Raw genomic sequence first — 12,056 nt, 5'->3', positions numbered from 1 at the left:
GGTTGGCAACGTAGCTCGATGGGCTCAGCGGCCCGGCTTCGTGCGGCGGGGTTTTCCCCCCTTTCCGCTCTGACCACCGGCCGGCTTGGGTTTCCCGTGCAGCGACTTCTTGTTTCTGGCATTGGCCGCCGGCTTCGCTCCACCACCCTTGCCGACGGCTCCAGCTTTAGCCGCTTTTCCCGCAGCGGTCTTACCCTTCGCGCGACCGCTCGCCGACGACTTGCCCTTGGCATCCCGCCTCGCCGTGGCCGCCGTTCCCTTCGCGGCCTGCCCCGTCTTGCGCTTGTTGGGTGCCTTGGTAGGCGATGGTTTCCTGCTCTTGGGCGAGGCATCGGAACTCGACCCCTCGGTCAAGGCAACGATGGTGTCGACCTCCTTCTGGGTCAGGTCGCGCCAGTCTCCCAATGCCAGCCCCTTGAGCGTCACGTTCATGATGCGTATGCGTTCGAGCCTGGTGACTTCGTAACCGAATTTTTCGCACATCCGCCGGATCTGACGATTCAACCCCTGCACCAGCGTTATGTTGAAAACGAAGGTCGACTCCTTGACCACCTTGCAGCGCTTGGTCACCTCTCCGAGGATGCGGACACCTGAAGCCATCCCCTCGATGAATTCATCGGTAATCGGCTTGTCGACGGTGACCCGATACTCCTTTTCATGATTGTTGCTGGCCCGCAGGATCTTGTTGACCAGATCACCGTTGTTGGTAAGGAAAATCAGCCCTTGGGAATCCTTGTCCAGCCGACCGATGGGGAAGATACGTACCCCATGGTTGACGAAGTCGACGATGTTGTCCTTCTCGCTCGGCTCGGTGGTACTGACGATGCCTACAGGCTTGTTCAGGGCAATGAACACCAGATCTTCGGCTTCCTGGGGTTCGATGAGCTGACCGTTGACCTTGACTTCATCGCCGGGAAAGACCTGGTCCCCCGTCTTGGCACGCTTGCCGTTGAGCCACACGTTGCCCTGTTCGACATAGCGGTCGGCTTCGCGCCTGGAGCACAAACCGCTTTCACTGATGTATTTGTTGATACGGGTAGAAGAACCGAAGGCCATGACGCTCTTACCAGAGAGATGCGGGAAACGGTATGGCATTCAAGCATGCTACGCCGTGCCGGTGAAAGCCCCTGTCGGAACGCCTCAGATCAAGGTGTGCCGACTTCGGCGCTTTCGATCACTTCGGGCTCTGCCCTGGCCTGCTCGACCCACTCCTGCATCGGCCCAGAGCGCAGCAGCGTCTGGCGGTAGGCTTCGGCAGGCGGCGAGAGCTTCACGCCGTAGCTGGCGAAACGAAACGCCACCGGTGCGAACATGCAGTCGGCGATGGAGAACTCGCCGAAGAGCCAGGGACCGCGGTGCCCGTAGCGCTCGCTGCCCTGGGTCCAGATCTGCTCGATCCGCCTGATCTCTGCCTCGAGGGTCTCGCTGATCGATACCCGTCGTCCGTTGGCGCGGCAGTTCATCGGCATGCAGGTTCGCAGCTCGACGAAGCCGGCATGCATCTCGGCGCTGAGCGCGCGCGCTTCGGCTCGCTCATGCCGCGACGCCGGCCAGCCGGCCCCCGACAGGTAACACTCGGAAAGGTACTCGCAGATCGCCAGCGAGTCCCAAACGGTCAGCTCGCCATCGTGCAGTACCGGCACCTTGCCCGCCTGGTTGTGCGCGGCCAGCGCCTCCCGTGTAATGTCCTGCGCCAGAGGGATACGGATTTCCTCGAATGGCAGGCCGTGCATGCGCAGCAGCAGCCAGGGTCTGAGCGACCATGAAGAGTAGTTCTTGTTACCGATGACGAGTTTCACGCGACCTCCCTTTACGGCGTGCCAGGCCCCTACTGTGCAATGGCTGCTGCATGGCGTCCAGCCGGGCACAGGCAAACGGGCCCCCAAGCGCAGCGCGTTACGCTCGAAAGGCTCGCTCTGCCGCATCAGTTGAACAAGATACCCAGGCGTGAACTCAGCGTGTAGTCGGCTTCCAGCGCCATCAGGGCCGCCAGGAACAGCAGCACCGCCGGCGGCACCAGCACCGTATAGACGATCGACAGGCGCTCCCAGGCCATGTGCATGAAGAAGGCCACGATCAGCCCGGCCTTGAGCAGCATGAACAGGGTGATCAACCCCCATTTGGGCAGGCCTTCGAGCCCTGAGAGATCCACCAGATACGAGAACACGCTGAGCACGAACAGCCAGATCCATACGCGCAGGTAGACGCGCAGTGCGGGCTGTTGATGGCTGCCTTGGTCCATGGTGCCCCCCCCTACCACAGATAGAAGAACGCGAAGATGAAGACCCAAACCAGGTCGACGAAATGCCAGTAGAGCCCCAGGCTCTCGATCATCCCGTAGTTGCCCTTGCGACCGGTGAGAAAGCCGGGGCGGCTCCCTTCCAGGGAGCCGCGCATGACCTTGACCGCCATGATCACGATGAAGATGACGCCAATGGTGACATGGGTACCGTGAAAGCCGGTGATCAGGAAGAACACCGCACCGAACTGCGCCGCTCCCCAGGGGTTCTCCCAGGGACGAACGCCCTCGCCGATGAGAATGGTCCATTCGAAGGCCTGCATACCGACGAAGACCGCCCCGAGCAGCGCGGTGACGAGCAACAGCGCGGCCGTCTTGCGGCGGTCCTTGGCATAGCCGTACTTCACCGCCAGCGCCATGGTGCCGCTGCTCGAGATCAGGATGAAGGTCATGATGGCGATCAGCAGCAGCGGGATCGACTGGCCACCCACGGTGAGCGCGAACACTTCACTGGCATCCGGCCAGGGCTCCACGGTCGATATGCGCAATACCATGTAGCCGACCAGAAAACAGGCGAAGATGAACACATCGCTGAGGATGAACAGCCACATCATCGTCTTGCCCCAGGGCATGTCGAACACACGGCGCTCTGCCGCCCAGTCGTTGACCAGGCCGGCCATACCCTCCTGAGGCGTCGGACGTCTTATCTCGTCTGGCGACAGCGGACTGCCGGGATGCAGATTGGCCATGATCCTGTCCTCATGTGGTCAGCAGCAGCGCGAAGAGAATCCCCCATACCAGCAGCAGGAAATGCCAGTACAGCGCACACAGTTCGACGCTGGGCAGCATCTCCCGCGGTGTGGCCCCCCGCTGCAGGCGGAACAGGCTGCGCGACCAGGCGAACAGCCCGCCGAGCAGGTGCAGGACGTGCAGCGCCGTGAGCAGAAAGAAGAAGGCGTTGGCCGGGTTGGCCGCCAGGTAGATCCCCCTGGCCTGCAGCTGCCACCAGGCCAGCGCCTGGCCCAGAATGAAAGCGATGGTGAAACCGCCTCCCACCAGCAGGCCCCACCGCAGCCTCGCAGCATTGTCACGGCGTGCAGCCTGCCAGGCGGACTGCAGCGCCACGCTGCCGAGCACCAGGCAGGCGCTGTTCCACCACAGCAGACCGGGCACCGCCAGCGGGCGCCAGTCGTGGCCCATCTCCTGTCGCATCAGGTAGGCGCTGATGGTCAAGGCGAACAGCGACGTGGCCACCGCCAGAAACACCGCCAGGCCGACGCGCGGAGCGGTCAATGCGGGCGGCAATTGGCTGCGCTGCGCAGCGGCGCCCTGCGCCTCCCAAGGGCGCACGTTGATCGAATGACTGAACAGCCAGCCGCCGAACAGCGCCATCATCACGGCCAGAAACACCAGCGTCACCGTCATGTCGGCAGCCTCCCTTGCGCCGCCTCCTGGCTCATCGGATCGACCTTCTCGACCTCGTCGGGCGGCATGTTCTGGGGAATGAAGTCATGCTTGGCGCCAGGCACGCCGTAGTCGTAGGCCCAGCGATAGACCACCGGCAGCTCGGCGCCGAAATTGCCGTGACGTGGCGGGGTGTGCTCCGTCTGCCACTCGAGGGTGGTCGCCTGCCAGGGATTGGGCCCCGCTTCGCGGCCGCGGAAATAGCTGCGTACCAGGTTGTAGAAGAACACCAGTTGCACCAGCGCGACGACGATCGCCGCCACGCTCATGAAGGCATTGAGAGTCTGGATCGAATCGGGAATGTAGGCGGTCTCGCCGTAGCCGTAGTAGCGGCGCGGCACGCCGGCAAACCCCATGAAGTGCATCGGATAGAAGATCGCGTAGGCGCCCAGGAAGGTGACCCAGAAGTGGATCTTGCCCAGGGTGTCGTCGAGCATGCGCCCGGTGATCTTGGGGTACCAGTGATACATCGCGCCGAACACCACCAGCACCGGTGCCACCGCCATCACCATGTGGAAATGGCCGACCACGAAGTAGGTGTCCGCCAGCGGCACGTCGACGGTGACGTTGCCCAGGAACAGCCCGCTGAGCCCACCGTTGACGAAGGTGAAGATGAAGCCGATGGCGAACAGCATCGGCACCGTCATGCGAATGTTGCCGCGCCACAGCGTGAGTACCCAGTTGTAGACCTTGATCGCCGTGGGCACCGCGATGATCAGCGTGGTGGTGGCGAACAGGAAGCCGAAATAGGGATTCATGCCGCTGATGAACATGTGGTGAGCCCAGACCACGAAGCTGAGCACGCCGATGATGATGATCGCCCACACCATCATGCGGTAGCCGAAGATGTTCTTGCGCGCGTGGGTGGCGAGGATGTCGGAGACGATGCCGAAGGCCGGCAGCGCGACGATATAGACCTCAGGATGGCCGAAGAACCAGAACAGATGCTGATAGAGCAAGGGGCTGCCACCGGCGTGGGTGGAGTGCTCGCCGAGGTTGAGCATCTCCGGCATGAAGAAGCTGGTGCCCAGCAGCATGTCGCAGAGCATCATCAGGATCGCCACCAGCAGCGCCGGAAAGGCCAGCAGCGCCATCACCGTGGCCATGAAGATGCCCCAGATGGTCAGCGGCAGGCGCATCAGCGTCATGCCGCGGGTGCGCGCCTGCAGCACCGTGACCACGTAGTTGAGCCCGCCCATGGTGAAACCGGCGATGAACACCCCCAGCGACGCCAGCATCAGCAGAATGCCGCCGTCGATCCCCGGAGTGCCGGGACTGATCGCCTGGGGCGGATACAACGTCCAGCCCGCGCCCGTGGCTCCGCCGGGCACGAAGAAGCTGGCCACCAGGATCAGCACCGCCGCCAGGTAGAACCAGTAGCTCAGCATGTTGAGATAGGGAAAGGCCATGTCCCGCGCACCGCACATCAAGGGGATCAGGTAGTTGCCGAAGGCGCCCAGGAAGAGTGCGGTGAGGAGATAGACCACCATGATCATGCCGTGCATGGTGACGTACTGCAGATAACTCGATGGATCGATCAGCGCAAAGGTGTTGGGAAAACCCAGTTGCAAGCGCATCAGGATCGACAGCACCAATGCCACCAGCCCGATGGCAATGGCAGTCAGGCCGTACTGGATGGCGATCACCTTGGCATCCTGGCTCCACACGTACTTGCCAATGAAGGACTTGGGGTGAACCAGCTCCACATTGTCGAACTCGCCCGCCTGGGCATGAGGCACTCCGTGATGTCCGGGTTCCACCATGACTCACTCCTCCACACCGCCTGGGTTCACCGCCGCCATGTCACCCTGGGCTGCGGCAGGGTCGTGATATACGCCACCACGTCGCGGACCGCCCGGTCGTCGACCAGCACCTGGGCCATCTCGATCATCTGGTTGCCATACGGGTCATCGCGATGCCGCCCACGCACCCCGTGGCGGAAATTCTGCAGTTGCCGCTCCAGATACCAATCCGGCAGTCCCGCCAGACGCGGCCCATTGGTGGCACGTATACCCTCCCCCTGCTGCCCATGGCAGTTGGCACAGGTACGATAGCGCCGCGCGCCCCGTTCGGGATCGCCGCCGACAAGTCTGGCCTGGGCGGGTTGGTCGGGCAGGGTCTCGATGAAGGCCGATACGTCGGCAATCGCCTGACGGTCGGCCAGCAAGGTGGCGAACGGCCGCATCTGCTGGCCATAGATGTCGTCTTCGTGGCTGCCGCGGGCACCGGAGCGAAACAGCCCGAGCTGGCGCTCGAGATACCAGGCATCCAACCCGGCAAGTTTCGGCGCGTTGAGAGCCTGGTTGCCCTGCCCCTCGGCCCCATGGCAGGCGGCGCAGGTGACATAGAGCCCCGCCCCAGCCGCAGGGTTGCCCGGCGCCAATTGGGCAAGTTCGGCAAAGGTGGGCTGTTCCCCGAGCCAGGCATCGAAAACCTCCTGCTCGACCACTTCGATACGCCCACGCATGGCGAAATGGGCGATGCCGCACAGCTGGGCGCAGACGATCTCGTACTCACCCACCACCGTGGGCGTGAACCAGAAATAGGAGGTCTGTCCCGGCACCATGTCCATCTTGGCCCGGAAGTTGGCCACCTTGACGTTGTGCAGCACGTCCTTGGAGCGCAGCACCATCTTCACCGGACGATCCACTGGCAGCATCAGATGCGGCGACGTGATAAGGATGTCGTCCTGGCCGGCGGGGTCGTCGACCATGCCGAAAGGGTTGCGCTCGTCGATGAAGCGATTGTGGGCGGCTCCGAATCGCCCATCCTCACCGGGAAAGCGAAAGCTCCAGTGCCATTGCTGCCCCACCACCTCGACCTGGTGGGCATCTTCAGGCGGCGAAACGAAAGCGCCCCAGACGAGCAGCCCAGGCGCCAGCAGGCCGGCGATCCCCAGTGTGGTGACCCCGGTCAGCCACAGCTCGAGCGACTTGTTCTCGGGGTCGTACTGGGAACGCCGGCGTTTGTTGAACCGGTAGCGGACGACCACATAGGCCAGGAACAGATTGACGGCCAGGAAGACCGCCCCGGTCACCCAGAGGGTGATCGTGATGGTGTCGTCGATCGTTCCCCAGTTGGAAGCCAACGGGGTGAGATACCAGGGGCTGAGGAAGAAGAACAGCACTGACCCCACTGCCAGCACGATGACCGCAACCGCAATAGCCATGGCTCTCTCCTTCCTCCAGGCAAAGAGCAGGATCCTGGCAAAGAGCAGGATCGACGACAGCGACGCACAGGTCTAGATACCGGTCCCGCAATGATGCCGGCGCTCTTCCGCTGTGACCTTGTCGATGACGACCTCGGGATGATGCCGATGTATCGCCGAATAGATCATCGACTCGCGCTCGTTGGGGACATCCACCATCATCAGATAAGCCCCGTGTTCGATCTCATCTTCGTACTTGTCGACCTTCACGTCGTGTACCGACACTCCGACCATGGTGCTGGTCCAGATACCGAACAAACCGCCAAAGATGCCCATGCCGATGATCGTGGTGGCTATGCCGGCGCTGGTGAAGCCTTCGCCCAGGAAGTAATAGACCACCACCCCGAGCACGCATCCCAGAGGAATGCCGAACAGCAGGCCGCGCACGGCGGCGTGTGCCACGTCCGAAGTCTGCAGCAGCGTGGCGCAGTTGATGCCGTGCTCCTTGAGTTTCAGCCAGTCACGGCCAGTGACGTGAACTTCCTTGTCAGTCAGGCCCAGATCGGTGAGCTCATGGGCGACGTTGACGGTAGTAGCCAGATCAGGGGTTAGGAAGTAGAGGCGCTGCATGGCATGCCCTCCTCTATTATTAATGTCAGGGGAGACGCAGCGCGATTGGGGGCCACACTCAATTGTGCGGCACACTTCCAGTGTGTAACGTTCTTCCTTAATTAATTATTCCCTAAAACATCACGGCGTCTTTAGTTGACCCGATCCGTTGGGTATTTCCTTTATTAAAGTTGTCCAAATCGCCTCTCTGGGCAAGTTCCTTTTGACGGCGCATGTTTCATGACACAAGCGGACCGCCTGGCAGCGCTCTCGCGGCCATCTCCCGGCAGGTGCCTTGGGCCCGACATCCGGGTAGACTGCGTGTATAGACAATTACCTCTCCAGAAAGGACTCAGCTCAGCATGGGCAGCACGATTCCACTTTATCTGCAGATTCAGCAGCATCTGCTGGAAAAGATACGGAGCGGCACCTGGCCGGCACACCATCAGATTCCCCCCGAAGAGCAGCTGGCCCGTGACTTCGGTGTCAGCCGCATGACCGCCAACAAGGCGATCCGCGATCTCGTGCAGCAGGGTTACCTGACCCGCCAGCCCGGGCTCGGCACCTTCGTCACCGACCGCAAGGCGGAATCGTCATTGGTCGACGTGCACAACATCGCCGAGGAGGTTCGCGGCCGTGGCCATCGTTACGAGTGTGACGTGCTGCTGGCCGAGGCCATCGCCGCCGACGACGAGGTGGCGCTGCGACTGGGCGTGCGCCTGGGCACGCGGGTGTTCCACACGCGTATCGTCCACCGAGAGAATGGAGTGCCCATCCAGCTCGAGGATCGCTTCGTCAATCCGCGCTGGGTGCCGGACTATCTGGAAACCGACTTCCATCGCCACACCCCCAACGAAGTGCTGGTGGCAGCCTGCCCGATCACCGACGTGGAGCACGTGGTCGAGGCGGTACAGGTCGACACCACCACCGCCGAACGCCTCGAAATGGATGCCACACAGCCCTGCCTGAGCATGATACGCCGCACCTGGTCGGGCGAGCATCTGATCAGCTACGCCCGCCTGATCCATCCCGGCGACCGCTACAAACTGCGCTCGGCGCTCTCTCGCCGCGCCAGCTGAGCCCGGATCGTGACGCTTCGATGACGCTGAGCGAGGCCGGTGTAGCCGGCCTCGCTCAGCGGTGGCAAGCGCTATTGCGCGGTGGGAACCTCAGGCCCCGCTCAGCGCCTGAGCCAGGAAGCCTGCCGGCACGGCCAGCATCAGGCTGAGTGCCACGCGGATGAACCACACCACCACGATGCGCCCTACCGAGAGCGGAATGCTGGTGGCCAGGATGCAGGGGATGGAAGCGGAGAAGAACAGCACCGCCGAGACCGATACCACCCCGGCCGCAAAGCGAGCGACGAACTCGGCCTCGGCCATAAGCAGCGCCGGCAGGAACATCTCGGCCAGCCCGGCGGCGGAAGCCTGGGCCAGCGCCATGCCATCTTCCAGCCCCCAGATCGCCACGAAGGGATAGAACAGCAGCCCCAGCCACTCGAACAGCGGCGTGTACTTGGCAGCCAGCAGACCCAGCAGCCCCACCGACATGATCGACGGCAGGATGCTGATCGCCATCAGCAGCCCTTCGCGTACGTTGAGCGCCACGCTGCGATGCAGCCCCGGCGCCTGAGCCGCCACCTCCAGGCCGGCTTTCCATGCCGTGTTCAGCCGCTTGCTGGGTACCGCCTCGGGCTCGCCATCGCTGCGCTCATTGTTCATCTGCGACAGCGGCGGCAAGCGAACGGTCACGGCAGTGACGGCAAAGGTGATCGCCAGCGTCAACCAGAAATAGAGGTTCCACACGCTCATCAGATCCAGCGTGCGCGCCACGATGATCATGAAGGTGGCCGACACCGTGGAGAAACCGGTGGCGATGATCGCCGCCTCCCGCGCCGAATACTGCCCCGCCTGATAGACGCGGTTGGTGATCAGCAAGCCGATGGAGTAGCTGCCCACGAACGAGGCCACGGCATCGATGGCACTACGCCCCGGCGTGCGCCAGATGGGCCGCATGACCGGCTGCAGCAGCACGCCGATCAGCTCCAGCAGGCCGTAGCTGATCAGCAGGGCCAGGAACACCGCGCCGATGGGCACGATCAGTCCTACCGGTATCACCAGCCGATTGAACAGGAACGGCAGCATGTCCGGCTCGTGCAGCAACCCCGGCCCCCAGCCGGTCATCGCCATGATGGCCACGGCGACGCCGGCCAGCTTCAGCACGGTGAAGATGCGGTCGGTGAGACTGCGCCGCCAAGTGCCCTTCCACAGCGGGTAAGCCGCGCCCGCCACGATCAGCGTCAGCGCATAGAGACCTGCAGCACCGCCCAGAAGCTCCCGCGCCGCGGTCACCATGTGGTCCAGCAGGATGGTGTTCCTGCCACCCAAGGTGACGGGAATGAAGAAGATCAGAATCCCCAGCGCGCTGGGTACGAACAACTTGGCCACGGTGAGCCAATTTAAACCGCTTACGCCCCGGGTGACCGGGTCCGGAATCGCCATGGGTGTCGTCCTCGTCTTGTGATTGATGCGTGGCGCCTTATTGTATATACAATACGTTCGACAAAGGCGCCATGCCGAAGCGACGCAAGCACCTACATCTTTAGTCTAAACACGGAATATGCGGCAACGCCTAACCTCACCGCCTATGCGGAAGTCATCCTTCGAAGAAATAAGCAGTTAGCCCGCATTCGAAGCGTGCAGCCGGGAATCTAGGACAAACTATTCGCAGCTTGCCCTTGACCTCCGGCCGATGACGATTTAAATGTATATACATTAAACCGTCAGCCATCAGGAGCCCCTATGCCTGCCAACTCCAAACAGCGCCTCGTCTGGCATGACGTCACGCTCTTCGACGGTCACGACACCCTGCCCCAACCGATGGCGGTGATCGTGGCGGGCGACACCATCGAGCGTGTCGTGCCCATGCATCAGCTCGACCCTAGCGAGAGCGCCGACTGTCAGATCCTCGGCCAGGGTGGCGTGATGACGCCGGGGCTGGTCGACTGCCATACCCACCTGGTATTCGGCGGCTCCCGGGCCGACGAGTTCGAACTCCGTCTCGAGGGCGCCAGCTACGAAGAGATCGCCCGCCGCGGCGGTGGCATCCTCAGCACCGTGCGTGCCACCCGCGAAGCCAGCGAAGAGCAGCTGTTCAGCCTGGCCAGGCCGCGGCTGGAAGCGCTGTTGCGCGAAGGCGTGACCACGGTGGAGATCAAGTCCGGCTACGGCCTGAGCGTGGCCGACGAACTGAAGATGCTGCGCGTGGCACGTCGCCTCGGTGAGGAGCTGCCGGTGCGGGTGATGACCACCCTGCTTGGCGCCCATGCCCTGCCGCCGGAGTACAAGGACGACAGCGACGGCTACATCGACCTGGTGTGCCGCGAGATGATCCCCGCCGCGGCCGCCAAAGGGCTGGCCGATGCAGTGGACGTATTCTGCGAGAAAATCGCCTTCTCGGTGGCTCAGTGCGAGCGCGTCTTCGAGGCTGCCGAAGCCCACGGCCTGCCGATCAAGGCCCATGCCGAGCAGCTCTCGAACCTGGGCGGCAGTGCGATGGCGGCCCGGCATGGCGCGCTCTCCGCCGATCACATCGAATATCTCGACGAGCAAGGCGTCAACGCCCTGCGCGAGGCCGGCAGCGTCGCGGTGCTGCTGCCCGGCGCCTTCCACACCCTGCGCGAGACGCAGCTGCCGCCCATCGCCGCACTGCGCGAAGCCGGTGTGCCCATGGCCATCGCCACCGACGCCAACCCCGGCAGCTCGCCGCTGTTCATGCCCACGCTGATGCTGAACTTCGCCTGCACCCTGTTCCGCCTGACGCCGCGCGAAGCCCTGGCCGGCATGACCGTCCACGGCGCCCGGGCGCTGGGCCTGCACGCACAGCAATTGGGCCGCATCGTCCCGGGCGCACCGGCGGACCTGTGCCTATGGGACGTCGGCTCACCCGCCGAGCTGGCCTACGCCGTGCAGCCCGGACGCCTGCGTCAGCGGATGTTCAACGGAGAGATAACCCATGGCTAATCGATGGGCGCCGGGTGTAGCCAAAAGCGAAGCGTCTTTTTCATGGATGAAAAAGTCGAGCGCCCAGGGATGGGTTCACAGCGTCTTCGCGTTGGCTGCTCCCGGGGTAGCCCCGACCTAAGGAGGAAGATATGAACTCCATTTATCTTGATGCCATCGATATGTCCCCCTGGGCCGGGCGCGAAGACCCGGAGCCCGACAGCCTGCGCTGGCATCAGGTCATCACTCCGGTGAAGTCGGACAGCGCCCCCGGCGCCGCCCTGCTCGGCTTCGCCTCGGATGCCGGCGTGGCGCGCAACCAGGGCCGCGTGGGGGCCGCCGAAGGCCCGCGGGCACTGCGCAAGGCGCTGGCACCGCTGGCCTGGCATCGCAGCGCGCCGGTGTTCGATGCCGGCGACGTCAGCTGCCACGGCAACGACGACCTGGAAGCAGCCCAGCAGCGCCTGGCCGAACGGGTCGCCGCCCTGTTGGCCCACGGCCACCTGCCGCTGGTGCTGGGCGGCGGCCACGAGGTGGCCTTCGGCAGCTGGTCGGGCCTGGCACGCCACTTCGAGGCCCAGGGCGAGGCCCGCCC

General features: G+C 63.5%; 12 protein-coding genes. 3 read left to right on the top strand and 9 right to left on the bottom strand.

Annotation, left to right across the window (positions count from 1 at the left end):
• Positions 1-24: 24 nt before the first annotated feature.
• The 8 genes from rluF to B8115_RS13960 form a co-directional block, all read right to left on the bottom strand.
• The gene (rluF, locus tag B8115_RS13995; RefSeq protein WP_010628439.1) at positions 25-1,056 is read right to left on the bottom strand and encodes a 23S rRNA pseudouridine(2604) synthase RluF; all 1,032 of its coding nucleotides are present in this window, start codon (positions 1,054-1,056) and stop codon (positions 25-27) included.
• A gap of 89 nt (positions 1,057-1,145) precedes the next feature.
• The gene (locus B8115_RS13990; protein WP_010628438.1) at positions 1,146-1,799 is read right to left on the bottom strand and encodes a glutathione S-transferase family protein; all 654 of its coding nucleotides are present in this window, start codon (positions 1,797-1,799) and stop codon (positions 1,146-1,148) included.
• Between the two features lie 125 nt (positions 1,800-1,924).
• Positions 1,925-2,242: a cytochrome C oxidase subunit IV family protein gene (locus B8115_RS13985; RefSeq protein ID WP_010628437.1), complete on the bottom strand. Its 318-nt coding sequence runs from the start codon at positions 2,240-2,242 to the stop codon at positions 1,925-1,927.
• Positions 2,243-2,253: 11 nt separating this feature from the next.
• Entirely contained in the window at positions 2,254-2,988 is a 735-nt protein-coding gene (locus B8115_RS13980) for a cytochrome c oxidase subunit 3 (RefSeq protein ID WP_141638604.1), read from the bottom strand.
• 10 nt (positions 2,989-2,998) lie between these two features.
• Positions 2,999-3,664: a cytochrome c oxidase subunit 3 gene (locus tag B8115_RS13975; protein WP_010628435.1), complete on the bottom strand. Its 666-nt coding sequence runs from the start codon at positions 3,662-3,664 to the stop codon at positions 2,999-3,001.
• Positions 3,661-5,466: a cbb3-type cytochrome c oxidase subunit I gene (locus tag B8115_RS13970; protein WP_010628434.1), complete on the bottom strand. Its 1,806-nt coding sequence runs from the start codon at positions 5,464-5,466 to the stop codon at positions 3,661-3,663. Before B8115_RS13970 ends, B8115_RS13975 begins: the two co-directional genes overlap by 4 nt.
• 26 nt (positions 5,467-5,492) lie before the next feature.
• Positions 5,493-6,872: a c-type cytochrome gene (locus tag B8115_RS13965; RefSeq protein WP_010628433.1), complete on the bottom strand. Its 1,380-nt coding sequence runs from the start codon at positions 6,870-6,872 to the stop codon at positions 5,493-5,495.
• A gap of 72 nt (positions 6,873-6,944) precedes the next feature.
• Positions 6,945-7,481, bottom strand: coding sequence for a hypothetical protein (locus tag B8115_RS13960; protein WP_010628432.1), 537 nt, complete (start codon positions 7,479-7,481; stop codon positions 6,945-6,947).
• Positions 7,482-7,822: 341 nt separating this feature from the next.
• Here B8115_RS13960 and hutC point away from each other — a divergent pair, with 341 nt between their 5' ends.
• Positions 7,823-8,539 carry a histidine utilization repressor gene (gene hutC / locus B8115_RS13955; RefSeq protein WP_010628431.1) on the top strand — a complete coding sequence of 239 codons (717 nt, stop codon included), beginning with the start codon at positions 7,823-7,825 and terminating at the stop codon, positions 8,537-8,539.
• Between the two features lie 90 nt (positions 8,540-8,629).
• Here the strand turns inward: hutC and B8115_RS13950 are convergent, their stop codons facing one another.
• A complete protein-coding gene (locus B8115_RS13950; protein ID WP_010628430.1) occupies positions 8,630-9,961 on the bottom strand; it encodes a YjiH family protein in 1,332 nt (443 codons plus the stop codon).
• Positions 9,962-10,261: 300 nt separating this feature from the next.
• Between B8115_RS13950 and hutI the strand changes: the two genes are divergently transcribed.
• Both hutI and B8115_RS13940 read left to right on the top strand, forming a co-directional pair.
• Positions 10,262-11,482 carry an imidazolonepropionase gene (gene hutI / locus B8115_RS13945; protein WP_010628429.1) on the top strand — a complete coding sequence of 407 codons (1,221 nt, stop codon included), beginning with the start codon at positions 10,262-10,264 and terminating at the stop codon, positions 11,480-11,482.
• A 131-nt stretch (positions 11,483-11,613) separates the two neighbouring features.
• A partial coding sequence (locus B8115_RS13940) for an arginase family protein (protein ID WP_010628428.1) occupies positions 11,614-12,056 on the top strand: 443 nt, incomplete at its 3' end.

The sequence above is a fragment of the Halomonas sp. KM-1 genome (genome assembly GCF_000246875.1).
GTDB classification, from domain to species: domain Bacteria; phylum Pseudomonadota; class Gammaproteobacteria; order Pseudomonadales; family Halomonadaceae; genus Halomonas; species Halomonas aerodenitrificans.
Note: the sequence above shows the minus strand (reverse complement) of the source record. Positions and strands in the feature narration are given on the sequence as shown.

Bases quoted from the DNA above. Each gene is read 5' to 3' on its own strand.
- rluF (WP_010628439.1), bottom strand. From the start codon at position 1,056: ATGGCCTTCGGTTCTTCTACCCGTATCAACAAATACATCAGTGAAAGC.
- B8115_RS13985 (WP_010628437.1), bottom strand. From the start codon at position 2,242: ATGGACCAAGGCAGCCATCAACAGCCCGCACTGCGCGTCTACCTGCGC.
- B8115_RS13980 (WP_141638604.1), bottom strand. From the start codon at position 2,988: ATGGCCAATCTGCATCCCGGCAGTCCGCTGTCGCCAGACGAGATAAGA.
- B8115_RS13975 (WP_010628435.1), bottom strand. From the start codon at position 3,664: ATGACGGTGACGCTGGTGTTTCTGGCCGTGATGATGGCGCTGTTCGGC.
- B8115_RS13970 (WP_010628434.1), bottom strand. From the start codon at position 5,466: ATGGTGGAACCCGGACATCACGGAGTGCCTCATGCCCAGGCGGGCGAG.
- B8115_RS13965 (WP_010628433.1), bottom strand. From the start codon at position 6,872: ATGGCTATTGCGGTTGCGGTCATCGTGCTGGCAGTGGGGTCAGTGCTG.
- B8115_RS13960 (WP_010628432.1), bottom strand. From the start codon at position 7,481: ATGCAGCGCCTCTACTTCCTAACCCCTGATCTGGCTACTACCGTCAAC.
- hutC (WP_010628431.1), top strand. From the start codon at position 7,823: ATGGGCAGCACGATTCCACTTTATCTGCAGATTCAGCAGCATCTGCTG.
- B8115_RS13950 (WP_010628430.1), bottom strand. From the start codon at position 9,961: ATGGCGATTCCGGACCCGGTCACCCGGGGCGTAAGCGGTTTAAATTGG.
- hutI (WP_010628429.1), top strand. From the start codon at position 10,262: ATGCCTGCCAACTCCAAACAGCGCCTCGTCTGGCATGACGTCACGCTC.